The following is a 16,324-nucleotide window of genomic DNA, read 5'->3' on the forward strand; positions in this document are numbered from 1 at the left end:
CAAGCATGTACTTAACGCCATTTTACTATATTTCATAGCGTTATGCATTAGTTCTTTAACACCAAAAGCATTTGCGCAATGAATAAAGGGGCGAGGGGGATCATACATTGAGGAAGTTTGGATATGGTTGAAATGCACTGCCACATTTTATCCGGTCTGGATGATGGCCCTGTTCATATGGAGCAGTCCATTGCGATGGCTGAGAAAGCGGCAGCCTCAGGAATTACCTCGATTATTGCTACTCCGCATCACCTGAACGGGCAGTACAACAATCAACCCAACGTGGTCAATCAGGCAGTGGACCTGCTACATGCAGAACTTCGCAAACGCAACATTTGCTTGGAGATCCGTCCCGGACAGGAGATCAGGGTGCATGACAACCTGATTGCAGACTTATACGCAGGAAAGTGCTGCACACTCGCCGGGAGCCGATACATGTTGCTGGAATTGCCCTTTGGTCATATCCCCTCGCAGTTCCCCGGGATACTCCAAGAACTTAAGTTGGCGGGTATCATTCCTATTATTGCTCATCCCGAACGAAATCGTCTAATCCAGAACAATCCCGATTTATTGGTTGAATATCTTGGGCAAGGTGCTTTATGTCAAATCACGGCTCAATCGGTCATAGGACTTTTCGGGCGAAAAGTTCAGAGATGGTGTTTTCATTTTTGCAAAGAAAACGGATTTCATTTCATTTCATCAGACGCCCACAATATGGAAGGAAGAACATTTTCAATGAAGGCCGCATATCACCTGCTTGAACGCCGATTTGGAGATCGTCTAGTTCAAAATTTGCAAAATAATGCGTGCTCGGTATGGAACAATCAATTCGTAGAGCCGGAAGAACCCACGATCATGAAGCGTAGATTGTTGTTCTGGTAACAGCCAAATTATATATAAGACACCGTTCTTCATCATAATTGCTGATTTAAATGGGAGGAATACGAGATGGAGTTAAAAGAGTATATGCACATTTTACGTAAACGTTTTTGGATCATCGTAGCCTTTGTTGTTGTTGCTTGCATCGGAGCAGGTGTTAAAAATTATTTTTTTACCGTACCTGTTTATGAGGCAAATGCTAAATTAATCGTTAATCAGGCATATAACGCAGAAGGTTTCCCCAATCTTGATATTGGTTCAATCCAGTCCAACATTAAGGTAATCAACTCTTATATAGAAATAATTAAATCTCCAGCAATTCTCGATAAAGTTTCTGCTAAATACCCCGATCTAGGCATGAGTGGGAGCCAACTGGGGCAGAACATTCAGGTCACTACTGCCAAAGAATCCCAGGTTATGAGTTTAACCGCCATAGGTATATCTTCCGAAAAAGCGGCCAAAACGGTTAACGCCGTTGCCAAAGTGTTCAAATCCCAAATCCCCGCAATTATGAAAGTTGATAATGTAACCATTCTAAGTGAAGCGAAGACTACGGATTCCTCGAGACCCATTAATGTAAATCCTTCTTTAAACATACTCGTCAGTTTTCTTGTAGGACTTTTACTGGCTATAGGTTTTGTATTTCTTTTGGAATACTTGGATGACACCTTAAAAACTGAAGATGAATTAGAGAAAGAACTGGGTATTCCGGCACTCGCTGTTATATCCAAAATTAAGAAAGAAGAAGCTCGCATCTCTAAGCAGACAACATCTCAAAAGCAGGTAGGTGATGGCCAATATGCCACGGTTAACCAAAGATAAAGGGAGTCTAGTTACAATGGCTAATCCCAAGTCTAGTTCATCAGAGGCTTATCGGAAGTTGAGAACCAATATCCAATTTTCATCCATTGATAGTCAGATTCAAACGATCATGATTGCTTCTGCTTTGTCTGGTGAAGGAAAAACAACAACGATAGGCAATCTTGCAGTTGCCTATGCTCAAGAAGGAAAAAAGGTTCTGCTTATGGATACGGATTTACGTAAGCCTGCTGTGCATCGTATGTTTAACTTACCCAACCATGTGGGTCTGACCAGTGTTTTGTCAAGTCAATATAAAGTTAAAGAAGTCTTGAGGGAAACGGATGTGGAAGGATTGCAAGTCCTGTCTTCGGGTCCTATACCGCCCAATCCTTCGGAGATGATTGGTTCACGTAAAATGACGGCTCTGCTCCAGGATCTGAAAGAAGAATATGATGTGATTTTATTTGATACCCCCCCTGTTCTTGCGGTTACAGACGCACTAATTATTAGTTCACTGTGTGATGGCGTAATTCTGGTAGTGAGCGCAGGCAAGGTTAAGAAGGATCTGGTCAAAAAAGCAAAATCACATCTTGAACATGTGAACGCACGAATTCTTGGAGCGGTATTAAACAATATCCAGGTGCCGAAGGGTAGAAATGCTAACTATGGAGAAGATGCATAAAGATTAAGGGGATTGAAGTCAAATAATAAAAGCTTCAAGGTCATGTCTACTATACCTTTATCAATGTAGGCACTCGGTCACACTGTGGGTAGTGTACCTTAGACGTATATCGTCAAGGGTGTGATGTGAGGTTGGGTTTAATGCCCTTTTATGAAATTAAAAGTAAGAATTGCATCAATTTATTTCATGGTTTCATGGATTTAAATGATCCAACTCATGCTTTTAAACATAAAAAAATAATAATGGATAGGGTGGTATTTATGACTAAAGTGAGGAAAGCAATCATTCCCGCAGCCGGATTGGGAACCCGATTTTTACCCGCTACAAAGGCAATGCCTAAAGAAATGCTCCCTATTGTGGATAAACCGACCATTCAATACATCGTTGAAGAAGCTGTAGCTTCCGGGATTGAGGACATTATTATTGTAACGGGCAAGGGAAAACGTGCGATTGAAGATCATTTTGACAGCGCGTTTGAACTGGAGCAAAATCTGCTCGAAAAAGGAAAGCTCAGCTTACTGGAAGAAGTCCGGAAGTCCTCCAACGTTGATATTCATTACATAAGACAGAAGGAAGCGCTGGGACTTGGGCATGCTGTCTGGTGTGCTCGAAATTTTATTGGAAATGAACCGTTTGCTGTATTACTTGGTGATGATATTGTGGTTTCTGATGTGCCGTGCACGAAGCAGTTAATTCAGCAATATGAGAAGGTCAAACAATCAGTACTCGGTGTGAAAACCGTGAGTCCAAGTGAAACCTACCGCTACGGAATTATTGATCCATTGCATACAGAGGGGCGTTTGTCTTCTGTAAACAGCATGGTTGAGAAGCCACCATTGGGTACAGCACCTTCCAATTTGGCAATTATGGGTCGTTACATTTTGACACCTAAAGTTTTTGAGTATCTGGAAGAGCAAAATGTGGGTGCAGGTGGTGAGATCCAACTCACGGATGCGTTGCAAATGCTGAATCGGGATGAAGGAATTAGTGCTTATGATTTTGAAGGCTCACGTTTTGACGTGGGTGAGAAGCTGGGGTATATTCTGACCACACTTGATTTTGCTCTCAAAAATAAAGAATTGCGTGCGCCAGTCCTAATGGCTATTGAAGAGATTTTGATGAAGGAACAATTGAACCAAATGCTTGTAGCAGGAGGGGATAGTCTGTGAAACTTTCGAGACCGGAATACTTAGGGAGTGGAGATGCCCTGGCTAAGGATGGCACTTCGGCAGTATTGGAACAGCCTTACTCGCAACGTGTTGGCGGATATGCTGACGTAATAAAACCGTTTATCGATTTTATTATTGCGGCTGTGCTGTTGCTGATTACATCACCGGTCATGCTTGTTGCAGCGATTATGATTAAACTTGATTCCAAAGGACCTGTGATATTTAGACAAGAACGTTACGGGAAAAACGGAGTTAAATTTAGTATCTATAAATTCAGAACGATGCGTACGGATGCACCGAAATATAGCATATCGCCAACGACAAGCGATGATCCCAGAATTACCAGACTAGGAAGATTACTTCGGAAGACTAGCCTGGATGAGCTGCCTCAATTGCTTAATATTATCAAAGGAGATATGAGCTTCGTAGGTCCGAGACCTGAAATGAAACGAATCGTAGAAGAAAGCTACACGGATCTGGAGCGCAGACGTTTTCTGGTAAAACCAGGAATTACCGGGCTGTGGCAAGTAAGTGATGTTCGCAAGGAACCGATTCACCATAATCTGCAATATGATTTTCATTATATCTCCAACGTCTCTATGAAGATGGATATTATTATCATTTTTAAAACCGTTGGCGTTATGATCAAAAGTAATACATTTTAACCTACTCATTAGATAATATGGAGTGTGATCGCATTGAAACATGTTGTAGTGACTGGCGCGGCCGGTTTCCTAGGCTCACATTTAGTCAAATCATTAATTGATCAAGGACATCAGGTTACCGGAATAGATAACCTTTCAACAGGCGTTTCTAAAAATCTGCAAGAGGTGGCTAACAGCCCCCTCTTTTTTTTCCGTGAAGCTGATGTTACGTTGTCCGACTCACTGGATTTTCTGGTAGATCAGCCAGTAGATGAAGTCTATCATCTGGCTTCACCCGCTTCACCCAAGTTCTATCAGGCAGATTCGATCGGAACGATCTGGGTGAACACTCGAGGAACCTATCATTTGTTGGAGCTCGCCCGTACCAAAGGAGCAAAGTTCCTATATTCGAGTACGAGTGAAGCTTACGGAGATCCCGAAGTTCATCCGCAGCCTGAGAGTTATCGAGGTAACGTGAACACTTGGGGGCCTAGAGCTTGTTATGATGAGGCCAAGCGTTTGGGTGAAGTGTTTTGTTATGAATACTACACGAAACACGGTGTTTCCGTGAGGGTAGCACGTATTTTTAATACGTATTCATCAGGGCTTCGGAACGATGATGGCCGTGTTATTTCTAACTTTGTGACACAGGCACTTACGGGGCAGGACATTACCGTTTATGGGGATGGCTCGCAAACTCGTTCGTTCTGTTACGTAGATGATAATATTCGTGGTCTGCAAAAATTGATGGAAACGGAAGAAGCGAATGGAGAGATTATTAATATCGGAAATCCTACAGAGTACAGCGTGCTTGAAGTGGCGTATTTGGTAAAAAAGTTAGCCCAATCGGACAGCAAGTTGGTGTTCCTGCCTTTGCCTCAGGATGATCCTAAAGTTCGCCGCCCTGTTATTCAAAAGGCACAGGAAGTGCTCGGTTGGTATCCGGAAATTTCACTAGAAGATGGATTAAAACTAACGATTGAGAACGTTCGTGCCACGTTGCAGGAAACTCCGTGAAACCAATCAAAGTGAGATGAGATGAGTGCAAAAAATATTAATTGCCCACAGTTTGTATCCGCCGGATGTTATTGGCGGGGCTGAAATATCAACGCAAATTCTCGCTCAAACCCTCAATCCCACTTATGACGTTAAAGTCATTACCGTTGGGGGGCATAAGGAAGGAGAATTGCGGATAGATAAGGTCAATGAAATTGAGATATTGAGATTACCATTTAACAATCGGTACTGGATTGGTGACTCGGCCAAGCAATTATCAACTCCGGATAAAGTGCTATGGCGAGTTAAGGATATTTTTAACGTCAGGCAATATCAGCAAATTAAACGTTATCTTACGCAGACTCGTCCGTCTGTAATCCATACTCAGAACATTCCGGGGCTTAGCCTGGCGATCTGGAAAGCGGCGTATGAACTGGATATCCCGGTGGTGCACACGCTTCGAGACTTCTCTTTGATTGAGCCTATTAAGATCGCAGCCTACTCCAAAATGTACAGACAAATTTCCAAGAGATATAGCCGAATGATCTCTGCGGTTATTGGTATATCAGGGCATATTCTCCGGACGCATACAGTGATGGGGTTCTTCGAACACTCCACCAAACATGTGATTCATAATATTGTGGAGAAGAACGAAGTAGTTCAGGATCTGTATGCAAGCAAAGAGGTTCATCATAATCTGCCGCTGGATATTGGATATTTCGGGCAGCTGACCGAAGTGAAGGGTGTTCAGTATTTGATCAATGCAGTAAAACGAGTGGATGAAAAGATTGCGGGAAGATTATTTGTTTTTGGGGATGGTCCCATGCTGGATCAGTTGAAGGAGATGGCCGGTTCGGACACACGTATTATCTTTATGGGGAAACTGGACAAATCGCAAATTGCCCAAAAGATGAAAGACATGGATCTGACCATAGTACCTTCCACATGGAATGAACCGTTCGGCAGAGTGGTCATTGAGTCTTATCAGGTGGGTACGCCAGTCTATGCTTCAAGGGTTGGGGGGATGCCAGAGATTCTATTGGACGCTGAGCAATTTTCATTTGCTTCCCATAGCGTAGAGGAGATTATCAAGGCTATTTTCCACTATTACAATCTGTCTGGACCCGCCAAAAGAGATTTGAAGCATCAATGTTTTGCGCATTGCCAGTCCTTTAATGCAGATTATCTTCTTAAGGAACATAGTGATATCTATGAGAGGTTAATCACGCGTGGAGGTTAAGTTAACACCCAAATGATTTCACTGAATGACAGATCTCATCCATTCGTTCAGGTGAGATCAGAGTCTCCATCTGCTGTTTATGGTATCGCTGAGCTGCCAGCCGACGAACGCACATGATCGGGTTGAAATCGAATAACTTTGCAGTGGATAATCAATATTTTTCCTTTTACGAACAGACAGGGTGGATTGATTTAATATACTTTGCTGTCTTGTTTGTTTCGCTCGCTGTAGCGCTTGTTCGTAAAAAGAATATGCTGCCTAGTTTAGATGAGTTCCGTTTGCGGCAGGTGGCCATTGCACTACTGGCTGGAATTGCAGCTGCAAGTCTTACAACTAATGTACTTGAAATATTTCCTGCCAATGTGTTCTTATGGTTTGTTATTGGTAAGGCTCTTGTACAGTCTCGTGATGAATATGATAAGCCACAGAAAGCGGGGTGAGCACAGTGAAGATTTTGCATATTGGGGAATACGTTGTTGGTGGTATGGCAACCTATCTCAATGAGGTTGTTGCATACCAGCGGCAACATTATGATGTCTATTTGCTAATGAGCGCAAATAATAGCGCCACAAGTTTTGATTTGGAGCAGGATCATATTTTTCAATACAAATACAAGCGTCATCCTAAGTACTTTCTCTCAGCGATGTGGCAGATTTACCAGACTATACGTAAATTGAAACCGGATATTATTCACATTCACAGCTCATTTGCGGGATTGCTCGTAAGGGGCTTGTTTTTTGTTCTGCCAAGGAAGGCCCATATTTTTTATTGTTCTCACGGATGGGCATTTCTTATGGATACGAAGCCGTTATATAAGAAGGGCTACTTGTTTATCGAGAAATTGATGTCATATAAAACGGATGTAATTATTAATATTTCTAAACATGAGCTCGAAAGTTCTATAAAGCTGGGGCTGTCGGCCTCCAAGTCCAAGTTGGTGTATAACGGTGTGCGAGAGCGTGAAAGTGTCAATTTTAACTTATGGAATGAGGCAGACAGAGAGCCTGAAATCGTTCGGTTATTGTTTGTAGGCAGGTATGATCGGCAAAAAGGACTGGATGTGCTGCTGCAAATATTGAATGATCATCCTGAATTGCAGAATTATATTCGTTTATATGTTATTGGGGATAGCGTGTTGGAGAATAATGAATGGAACTTTCCAGACAATGTTATTCGTTTGGGTTGGGTGAATAATGCAGATATCGATCGTTATTATCAGCAGTGTGACGCAGTAATCATGCCTTCTCGTTGGGAAGGGTTTGGACTGGTCGCTGTGGAGGCTATGAAAAACTTCAAGCCTGTTATTGCAAGCAATCGCGGAGCTCTGCCTGAACTGGTTGAGCACGGAAGAAGCGGATATTTATTTGACATCGAACATTCTCATGAACTGCTGCAGATTCTCAAACATCTTAATAAGGATGAACTGAAGAGGATGGGTGAAGCAGGATATGCCTTGTATAAGACAAAGTTTAGCGCTGAGGGAATGAATGAAGAGATTGTAAGTCTCTATCATCATGCCTATGCAGGAAGTTCATCCCAGGGAGGGGCTGCAACGGGTCGTTTGGAACTTTCAAAGAGAGCTGGAGATGTTCATGACTAAAATATATATTAATGCCCGGTTTCTCACCCAAACTATTACTGGAGTGCAACGATATGCACTTGAACTTGTGAAAGAGATGGATGAGATGATTGATCGGGGAGAAATCGATCCTGCAAAGTACGAGTTTTGTCTGCTGTCACCTTCCAACATAGTCACTCAGCCTGATTTCAAGCATATTCATCACAAAGAAGTCGGTAAGCTGAAAGGACATCTATGGGAACAACTCGAGCTCCCCTTTCATGCGAAAAATGGGCTGTTAATCAATCTATGTAACACAGGGCCAGCTTTTAACAAAAATCAGATTGTAACCATCCATGATGCCGCTGTGTTCAACTACCCAAAGGCTTTTTCTTTTGCTTTCCGTGCTTGGTACAAATTTTTGATGGTTCGACTGGGGAAAACGTCCAAGAAGATTATTACTGTATCTCACTTCTCCAAAGGAGAACTGATGCAGCACTGTAAAATAGCGGAGCACAAGCTCGTGGTCACTCATCTGGGTATTGATCACATTCATCGAAAAAAGGCAGCTGCAGGAACGATCGAAAAATATGGTATTCAATCACCTTATGTCTTAGCCGTGAGTACGATGAATCCCTATAAAAACTTCAACTTGATTTTTGAAGTTTTACCTGAGATCGAAGCTCACAATCTGAACGTTGTTATTGTTGGGTCTAAAAACAGTAAAGTTTTTGGTGAACAGACATGGGCCAAATCCGATGCAGTTAATTGGGTGGGCTATGTTACAGATGAGGAATTAAAGGCGCTTTACGAGGATGCGGCTGGGTTTATATTCCCTTCCTTGTATGAAGGCTTCGGCTTGCCGCCTTTGGAAGCAATGGCGGCAGGTTGCCCGGTTATTGTATCTTCTCGTGCATCCATTCCAGAAGTTTGTGGGGATGCTGTTTTGTATTTTAATCCAGATAGTCCGAAAGAAGCAGCTTCACAATTGATTGAAATTACATCAAATCCGGAATTGAGCAAGCAAATGTCTTATAAAGGAAAAGATCACTCGGGTCTGTTTTCCTGGAACAAATGTGCTAAAGACACGGTGAACATCATTATGAACACGATGTAGATACTCTTTCCATAAGACCTCTCAAGGGAGATAAAATGTATGAATAAGGTATTTGTTGCTATTGATTTCCCGCCGGAAAAAGGAGGGATTCATGATTATGCTTATGGACTTATATCTCAGATTTCGGCAGAAGAGACCACGGTTCTAACGAATAAAATAAAGGATGTTGCAGCGTCCGAACAATTTGACCAGAAGACCGATTTCGAGATTATCCGGAAACGAATCTTTTGGAATTCCAATAAGCTCCTGCTCATCGTATCGCAGCTTATCCTAGTCTTCCAGCTTATTATTCTGAAATGGCGCAAAAAGGCCGACGAAATACACTTTGTTAACATATTCCCAGTAGGCATCGCCGGCCCGTTTATGAAAACTTTTTTTGGGGTTAAATATTTCCCTTATGTTCATGGCCTGGATGTTATGGGGATGGTGAACAGCAAGTTATTCCCACTCCTGTTGTTCATTTTGAGGCGGTCTGACAAGGTGATTGCCAATAGCCAGTATACCAAGTCAAAGCTGGTGGAGCTCGGCATTCCGGAGATGCAGATTGTCATTATTCCACCAGGGTTAAACGTAAGCAAACTAAACGGTGGTTCTGATTTCAATGAAGACATTCGCGATAAATATGATCTGCATGGCAAAAAAGTGATGATAACCGTCTCTCGTTTGGTTGAGCGCAAGGGACATGATGTCACTCTTAAAGCTATTAGTCATGTAATCAAGCGGATTCCTAATCTGAAATATCTAATATGTGGAGATGGTCCATACAGAGGCGAATTGGAACGTCTGGTGAAGCAGTACGGGTTAGATTCTGTAGTCGTATTCACAGGCGGTATCACTGACCACGAGCTGCATCAGTTATATGAAGGTTCTGATCTGTTTGTCATGCCTAGCCGTGATATTAAGGAAAAAGGTGATGTGGAAGGTTTCGGAATTGTATTTCTTGAAGCCAATTACTACAGATTACCTGTGATTGCGGGCAACAGCGGCGGAATTCCTGACGCAGTAAAGGACGAGATAACTGGTTATCTTGTAAATCCTCTGGATGAAAAGGAAATTGCCAATCGTATCGAAGAATTGATTACAGATGAAGGACTGGCCAGAACGATGGGAAATAACGGTCATGACTGGGTTATTAATCATTGCTTATGGTCGCATCGCGGACAGCTGTTGAAGCAATTAGCCTGAACAAATAAAACTGTATATTTGGGGTGAGATAATGAGGGCTTCAGTATCCATTTGCACACACAACAGAGCAATAGACACGATGCAAGCTGTTGAAAGTGTTTTGAATGGGGACACGGGTAGTGCTGATTACGAGATTCTGGTTATTGATAATAATTCAACGGATAACACAAAAGAATTATTCGACTCTCTTAACATGCCAGCGCATGTTCGCTATATTTTCGAGCCTCAATTAGGATTATCCTATGCAAGAAATAGAGCGATACAGGAAGCGAAGGGAGAGTTTATTTTATTCCTGGATGATGACGCACTAGCGTGTTCTACCTGGATTAAAGAAGTCATTAAAATTTTTGATATGGATTCCCAAATTGGTTGTGTTGGTGGAAAAATAGTACCTATCTGGGAGGGGGGGAAACCTGATTGGATACCACATGATATCGTTAGTCTGTACACGCTGATGGATTTTTCTAGCGAAATTGTGGAAATGCAGGCGCCCTCTATTCCTTTTGGAGCTAATGTAGCTTTCAGGATGAGTATTTTTCAGCAGATTAAACCATTTAGAGAAGATTTGGGACGTGTAGGTAGCAATTTAATGTCAAGTGAAGAAAGCGAGCTAATTGGTCGAGTTCGTCTAGAATATAAAGTTTTTTACAGTCCATACGCTATTGTAGAGCACAAAATAGCAAAAAGTAGGCTAACTAAACGTTGGTTACTGCGAAGAGTTTATTGGCAAGGCATTAGTGATGCAACACGTTATAAGAAGAGTGGATGGGGAATATTCAAGCATACTATTAGGATTGTTCAGGCGGCGTTATTAATATTAATCTCATTTAATAATGTCCAAAAGGTAATGAGTGAAATGGCAAAAATATCTTATCGTAACGGAACGATCGTAGGGTCTTTCCGGAACAGCAGAGGACTGAACACCTGATGAATATGGCAATTGCCAAAAAGCCAAGGCAGCTTAGCATGGTGCAGACCATTTTTATGACCAGTGTTGCCAATATTCTTATTATGGCTGTGACGACTCTCACTTCTATTATTACAGCTCGAATGTTCGGGGCAACAGGTAAAGGTGAACTTGCTGCTGTACTGTTTTGGCCCGCCTTTATATCTGGTCTAGCTGCATTTGGTCTACCAACCTCGTTAATCTACAATGTGAAAAAAAACATAAATCAATTACCAACATACATCAGCATGAGCTTTGCGGTTCAAATTCCTATCAGCTTGATAGCTGGGATTGTAAGTTGGTTTGGCATCTCTTTCTGGCTCTCCGGATATTCGGAATCGGTCGTTTCCATTGCGCGCTGGTATACCGTATCCATGGTTCCTGTAATGCTGTTTATGGGAGTGCTTGCAGCAGCCGCCCAAGGAACGGATAAATTCCATATTTATAATCTATCAAGGTTGTTTGCTCCCTTATTTAATCTTGTTGGTCTGGTACTGCTGTGGATAACAGGCATATTAACAGTGGAAAGAGCAATCATTGTTAGTTTTGCAGCTAATATACTTGTATTAATCTGTTACATGTATGCCATGAGGCAGCAAATATTCAGTTCAGCAAGCAAGCTGGTGAGTCAATTTAGAACCTGTATTCACCTATTCAGTTATGGTATTCGAGTATACGGTGTGGAGCTGCTTGGTACTTTGTATAACCAGTTTGATAAAATAATTATTTTGGCTTTACTTACACCCAAAGATTTTGGGTTGTATTCGGTTGTTTTTGCCCTCTCCCGAATGTTTAACGTAGTTCAGACTGCGATAACGAATGTGATCTTTCCAAAGGTCGCAGGCATGGAGCAGCAGAAGGTACTGACTCTTGTAGGCAGAGCCTTCCGTATTAGTATGGTTCTTATGACGATCATCATCATACCTAGTATGCTGATTGGTCGTTTTTTTATTGGAATACTGTTCGGACCGGAATTTCTTGAAGCTAGCGGTGTGTTTTATTTGTTATCTCTGGAATGCATTGTTGGCGGAGGATCCTGGATTCTGGCTTCGGCGTTTAATGCGTTGGGAAGACCTGGTGTAATCGTACTCCGGCAGATTGTAGCATTGGCAGTGACGATTACTTTATTTTTTGTGCTCACTCCACTACTGGGCTTATACGGAATAGGGTTAGCATTATTGCTAGGTTCCTTTGTTCGCATGTTGATGTCACTTGCATCCGTATCCATTATTTTCAAAATGCCTATGCATAAGATGCTGTACAACAAGGAAGATATTACTTTTCTAAAGGAAAGATTGAGAGAGAAAAATATACTCAAAGGAGCCGGAAAAGATGCCAAACGTGCAAAGGATTCATCCCATGGATGAGTTAAAAAAGCGGCTTGAATTGATATTGGAGATCGTACCTCCTAAATCCAAAATTTATTATATTGATTATCCGGTTTATAGTAACGGCGGCGATATATTAATAATGAAAGGAGCAGAGGCTTTTTTTAAGAGCAACCACATTCACGTTTCAGCAAGATATAGCGTGCATGATTTTCATGAAAACATTCATATCCCAGAAGACCACATTATTGTTCTTAGTGGGGGAGGTAATTTCGGGGATTTGTATGATGCTCATCAGAAGGTGAGAGAAACAGTTGTTCAGAATTATCCTCGACACAAAATAGTGATTTTGCCTCAGACTATCTTCTATAAAGAGGAAAGCAATATTCTTAAAACAGCAGCAATTTTTAATAAACATACAAATCTCCATTTATATGTGCGAGATGAGTCATCTTATCTGTTGGCATCTACGTATTTTATAAATTGTCATGTTGCTCTTCTTCCAGATATGGCGCATCAACTTTGGCCAATAGAAGTGAAGATTAACCCAAGCAAAGAGAGACTCAATTTTTATAGAACCGATATTGAAAAAAATTCAGAACAAACACAGATGGAAGTACAAGGCGATAATCAGGATTGGCCAACATTATATAACAGATATGAAAAGAAACTTATTTATTACATCAGTAAAGGACTGAAAAAGCGGGCGTCACGAGCCATTTCACAGTTTTTATGGATGAAATATAGTGATTATCTGGTGAATAAGGCTATTCGTTGTTTCGCGGATTATCGCATGATTCATTCTTCCAGATTACACGGACATATCTTATCCTGCCTTATGTCAAAACCCAATGTACTGATTGATAACTCCTACGGGAAAAACTCGGGATATTATCGAATATGGACTCATGAAGTAAACACGGCAAACATGGATACCTCCTCAAAAACGATCTCTCAACCTACACCTAAGTATATGGAAACAACCGCAACAGTTTAAAAAAATGGGCTCAATGTGTGTAAAATATAGAGAGTGGAGTGATAACCATGAGAATCGTACTTCTCTCCGGTGGATCAGGCAAGAGGTTATGGCCCTTATCCAACGATACGAGATCGAAGCAGTTCTTGAAAGTACTGGAGGGCCCTGAAGGGCAGACGGAATCCATGGTTCAACGGGTATGGAGGCAACTGCAGCATACGGGATTAAGCGAACAGGCCACGATTGCAACGAGTAAGCCACAGGTGGAGATTTTGCGGAGTCAACTGGGCGATGAGGTTGATCTTGTCGTAGAGCCGGAACGCAGAGATACCTTTCCCGCAATTGCCTTGGCAGCTGTTTATCTGTACTCGGTACAGGGCGTCAGTCTGAACGAAACGGTTGCTGTACTTCCCGTTGATCCATATGTGGAGGAATCCTTTTTCTATAAAGTTACAGAGCTTGAAGGAGTGTTGGATGAGTCTGGTGCGGAGCTCGCACTAATCGGGGTAAAGCCCACTTATCCTTCAGAGAAATACGGTTATATTATTCCTGATCCACATGAAACCGAAAAACATAACCATTACGCCAAAGTATCACGTTTTCAAGAAAAACCCTGTGAGACTGAAGCGGCAGAGATGATAGAGCAATCTGCCCTTTGGAATTGCGGGGTTTTTGCATTCAAGCTGAACTATCTGATTAATCTGCTGATCTCCCTTGAACTGCCAATTCAGTATGAAGAGATGCTCAAACAATACGGAAGATTACAGAAAATTAGCTTTGATTATCAAGTAGTCGAAAAAGCCAGTCACATTGTGGTTACACCTTATGAGGGATATTGGAAAGATCTCGGTACATGGAATACGCTGACGGACGAAATGAGTACTCATATTGTGGGCAAAGGTGTAATGACGAATAGCTCGGTAAACACACATCTAATCAATGAGTTGAATATTCCGGTGTGTGTGCTGGGAGTATCCAATCTTATTGTTGCGACGAGTCCGGATGGAATTCTGGTTAGTGAGAAAGAGGCAAGTCCACAGATTAAAGAGATTCTTAAGGATGATAATCAACGTCCTATGTATGAGGAACGCCGCTGGGGTTGTTACAAAGTGCTTGATTACACGCGTAATGCCAGAGGAGAAGAGGTATTAACTAAACGCATTATTGTTGAGGCAGATAAGAATTTTTCTTATCAATACCATCTCAAACGAAATGAAGTATGGACAGTTGTTTCGGGACAGGGCGAACTGATTCTGGATGGTGAACTGAGATTGCTTAATCAAGGGGATGTTATCTCCATCCTGGCAGGTAGTAAACACAGTGTGAAAGCCGTAACCGAACTTGAAATCATTGAAGTTCAGATGGGCAGTGAGCTGGTGGAAGAGGATATTGTGCGAATCGAGATGGAATGGACAGATATTATCCAAAATTGCGTGAATTGGGGGAAAACAAGATGAATATTGCGGTGATTGGAACAGGGTATGTAGGTCTTGTATCGGGAGTATGCTTTTCGGAGATCGGCAACCAAGTCATCTGTGTGGACAACAATGAGGCCAAAGTAGAGATGCTCAACGAGGGCAACGTGCCCATCTATGAGCCTGGCCTCAAAGAGTTGATGGCTTCCAACATGCAAGCAGGCAAACTATCATTCACCTCCAATATTGCTGAAGCGATTAGCCAGTCGGATATTATCTTTATCGCTGTAGGCACGCCTTCTCTTCCGAGCGGAGAAGCCAACCTGAGCTATGTGGAGCAAGTAGCTATAGAGATTGGAAGTCACATTGAAAGCTACAAAATTATCGTGACCAAAAGCACCGTTCCTGTAGGCACCAATGATCGTGTCCGTGAGCTGATTAGCAGTATTTCATCTCAGCCTTTCGATGTGGCTTCTGTTCCCGAATTCCTCCGGGAAGGATCTGCGGTCAAGGATACGCTGAATCCTGACCGGATTGTCATTGGAACAGACAGTGATCGGGCGATTAAAACACTGAAGAAACTTCATCGGCCATTGACCGAGAACCTGATCATTACGGATATTCGATCAGCCGAAATGATTAAATATGCTTCCAATGCATTTCTCGCAACCAAAATCTCATTCATTAATGAAATCTCGAATATATGTGAAAAAGTAGGAGCCGACGTTACAAGAGTAGCCGAAGGCATGGGCTATGATAAGCGTATAGGAGCTTCCTTTTTGAAGGCAGGCATTGGTTATGGAGGTTCATGCTTTCCAAAAGATACACAGGCTTTAATTCAGATCGCAGGCATGGTCGATTATGATTTCAGACTGTTAAAATCCGTTGTCCAAGTAAACCAAGATCAGCGTTTACATGTCATTCACAAACTGGAAGAGGCGCTGGGATCTTTAAAAGGAAAAACAATTGCTGTCTGGGGGTTAGCTTTTAAACCGGAGACAGATGACGTGCGGGATGCTCCAGCGATCGATATCATTCAGCATTTAAGTGATGCTGGAGCAGTCATTAAGGCCTACGATCCCATCGCAACTGCGAATTTCCGTAAAGAGGTAGATGTCGCCTCCATCACGTGGGAAGAGCATCCACTTCACGCTGCGGAAGGAGCAGACGCTTTGTGCGTTTTGACTGAATGGAAGGAATTCGCTCATATCGATTTGAATGAACTGGTCAAAATCATGAAGGATCCAATTATGATTGATGGTCGTAATTTGTATAGTGCTGAACAGGTGCAGGCGTCTAATCTTCAATATTATTCGGTAGGTCGTCCGGGTTTGACGAAGCTGGAAGGGAAAGCGGCAGCAATCATTTAACCGCTATTCATCATCTTG

At 42.2% G+C, this 16,324-nt stretch carries 16 protein-coding genes; all 16 read left to right on the forward strand.

Annotated elements, in window-relative coordinates:
* Positions 1 to 132 precede the first annotated feature (132 nt).
* Entirely contained in the window at positions 133 to 882 is a 750-nt protein-coding gene (locus tag AC4PM4_RS08185) for a tyrosine-protein phosphatase (RefSeq protein ID WP_491613321.1), read from the forward strand.
* A gap of 66 nt (positions 883 to 948) precedes the next feature.
* Entirely contained in the window at positions 949 to 1,701 is a 753-nt protein-coding gene (locus tag AC4PM4_RS08190) for a YveK family protein (protein WP_063564511.1), read from the forward strand.
* On the forward strand, positions 1,679 to 2,362 hold the full coding sequence (locus AC4PM4_RS08195; RefSeq protein WP_063564510.1) for a CpsD/CapB family tyrosine-protein kinase: 684 nt from the start codon (positions 1,679 to 1,681) through the stop codon (positions 2,360 to 2,362). Before AC4PM4_RS08190 ends, AC4PM4_RS08195 begins: the two co-directional genes overlap by 23 nt.
* A 260-nt stretch (positions 2,363 to 2,622) precedes the next feature.
* Positions 2,623 to 3,531: a UTP--glucose-1-phosphate uridylyltransferase GalU gene (gene galU, locus AC4PM4_RS08200; RefSeq protein ID WP_063564639.1), complete on the forward strand. Its 909-nt coding sequence runs from the start codon at positions 2,623 to 2,625 to the stop codon at positions 3,529 to 3,531.
* Positions 3,528 to 4,196, forward strand: a complete 669-nt coding sequence (locus tag AC4PM4_RS08205; RefSeq protein ID WP_205412004.1) for a sugar transferase — start codon at positions 3,528 to 3,530, stop codon at positions 4,194 to 4,196. The genes galU and AC4PM4_RS08205 overlap by 4 nt, the downstream gene beginning before the upstream one ends.
* Positions 4,197 to 4,229: 33 nt before the next feature.
* Positions 4,230 to 5,192 carry an SDR family NAD(P)-dependent oxidoreductase gene (locus AC4PM4_RS08210; RefSeq protein WP_063564509.1) on the forward strand — a complete coding sequence of 321 codons (963 nt, stop codon included), beginning with the start codon at positions 4,230 to 4,232 and terminating at the stop codon, positions 5,190 to 5,192.
* Between the two features lie 25 nt (positions 5,193 to 5,217).
* On the forward strand, positions 5,218 to 6,411 hold the full coding sequence (locus AC4PM4_RS08215; RefSeq protein WP_072734353.1) for a glycosyltransferase: 1,194 nt from the start codon (positions 5,218 to 5,220) through the stop codon (positions 6,409 to 6,411).
* Between the two features lie 113 nt (positions 6,412 to 6,524).
* The gene (locus AC4PM4_RS08220) at positions 6,525 to 6,851 is read left to right on the forward strand and encodes a hypothetical protein (RefSeq protein ID WP_090953118.1); all 327 of its coding nucleotides are present in this window, start codon (positions 6,525 to 6,527) and stop codon (positions 6,849 to 6,851) included.
* A 5-nt stretch (positions 6,852 to 6,856) separates the two neighbouring features.
* A complete protein-coding gene (locus tag AC4PM4_RS08225; protein ID WP_491613323.1) occupies positions 6,857 to 8,011 on the forward strand; it encodes a glycosyltransferase in 1,155 nt (384 codons plus the stop codon).
* Entirely contained in the window at positions 7,926 to 9,086 is a 1,161-nt protein-coding gene (locus AC4PM4_RS08230) for a glycosyltransferase family 4 protein (protein WP_491613325.1), read from the forward strand. Before AC4PM4_RS08225 ends, AC4PM4_RS08230 begins: the two co-directional genes overlap by 86 nt.
* A gap of 39 nt (positions 9,087 to 9,125) precedes the next feature.
* Entirely contained in the window at positions 9,126 to 10,271 is a 1,146-nt protein-coding gene (locus tag AC4PM4_RS08235) for a glycosyltransferase family 4 protein (RefSeq protein WP_063564505.1), read from the forward strand.
* Between the two features lie 31 nt (positions 10,272 to 10,302).
* Entirely contained in the window at positions 10,303 to 11,199 is an 897-nt protein-coding gene (locus AC4PM4_RS08240) for a glycosyltransferase (protein WP_063564504.1), read from the forward strand.
* Complete coding sequence (locus AC4PM4_RS08245) at positions 11,199 to 12,584, forward strand: lipopolysaccharide biosynthesis protein (protein WP_090953120.1); 1,386 nt, start codon at positions 11,199 to 11,201, stop codon at positions 12,582 to 12,584. Before AC4PM4_RS08240 ends, AC4PM4_RS08245 begins: the two co-directional genes overlap by 1 nt.
* Complete coding sequence (locus AC4PM4_RS08250) at positions 12,577 to 13,542, forward strand: polysaccharide pyruvyl transferase family protein (RefSeq protein ID WP_491613326.1); 966 nt, start codon at positions 12,577 to 12,579, stop codon at positions 13,540 to 13,542. Before AC4PM4_RS08245 ends, AC4PM4_RS08250 begins: the two co-directional genes overlap by 8 nt.
* 47 nt (positions 13,543 to 13,589) lie before the next feature.
* Positions 13,590 to 14,978: a sugar phosphate nucleotidyltransferase gene (locus tag AC4PM4_RS08255; RefSeq protein WP_063564502.1), complete on the forward strand. Its 1,389-nt coding sequence runs from the start codon at positions 13,590 to 13,592 to the stop codon at positions 14,976 to 14,978.
* The gene (locus tag AC4PM4_RS08260; protein ID WP_079695232.1) at positions 14,975 to 16,306 is read left to right on the forward strand and encodes a UDP-glucose dehydrogenase family protein; all 1,332 of its coding nucleotides are present in this window, start codon (positions 14,975 to 14,977) and stop codon (positions 16,304 to 16,306) included. Before AC4PM4_RS08255 ends, AC4PM4_RS08260 begins: the two co-directional genes overlap by 4 nt.
* Positions 16,307 to 16,324 lie beyond the last annotated feature (18 nt).

This window comes from Paenibacillus sp. MDV22-iso6, from assembly GCF_058408365.1.

Bases quoted from the DNA above. Each gene is read 5' to 3' on its own strand.
- AC4PM4_RS08230 (WP_491613325.1), top strand. From the start codon at position 7,926: ATGCCTATGCAGGAAGTTCATCCCAGGGAGGGGCTGCAACGGGTCGTT.
- AC4PM4_RS08260 (WP_079695232.1), top strand. From the start codon at position 14,975: ATGAATATTGCGGTGATTGGAACAGGGTATGTAGGTCTTGTATCGGGA.
- AC4PM4_RS08190 (WP_063564511.1), top strand. From the start codon at position 949: ATGGAGTTAAAAGAGTATATGCACATTTTACGTAAACGTTTTTGGATC.
- AC4PM4_RS08240 (WP_063564504.1), top strand. From the start codon at position 10,303: ATGAGGGCTTCAGTATCCATTTGCACACACAACAGAGCAATAGACACG.
- AC4PM4_RS08220 (WP_090953118.1), top strand. From the start codon at position 6,525: ATGATCGGGTTGAAATCGAATAACTTTGCAGTGGATAATCAATATTTT.
- AC4PM4_RS08185 (WP_491613321.1), top strand. From the start codon at position 133: ATGCACTGCCACATTTTATCCGGTCTGGATGATGGCCCTGTTCATATG.
- AC4PM4_RS08245 (WP_090953120.1), top strand. From the start codon at position 11,199: ATGAATATGGCAATTGCCAAAAAGCCAAGGCAGCTTAGCATGGTGCAG.
- AC4PM4_RS08255 (WP_063564502.1), top strand. From the start codon at position 13,590: ATGAGAATCGTACTTCTCTCCGGTGGATCAGGCAAGAGGTTATGGCCC.
- AC4PM4_RS08195 (WP_063564510.1), top strand. From the start codon at position 1,679: ATGCCACGGTTAACCAAAGATAAAGGGAGTCTAGTTACAATGGCTAAT.
- AC4PM4_RS08235 (WP_063564505.1), top strand. From the start codon at position 9,126: ATGAATAAGGTATTTGTTGCTATTGATTTCCCGCCGGAAAAAGGAGGG.
- galU (WP_063564639.1), top strand. From the start codon at position 2,623: ATGACTAAAGTGAGGAAAGCAATCATTCCCGCAGCCGGATTGGGAACC.
- AC4PM4_RS08250 (WP_491613326.1), top strand. From the start codon at position 12,577: ATGGATGAGTTAAAAAAGCGGCTTGAATTGATATTGGAGATCGTACCT.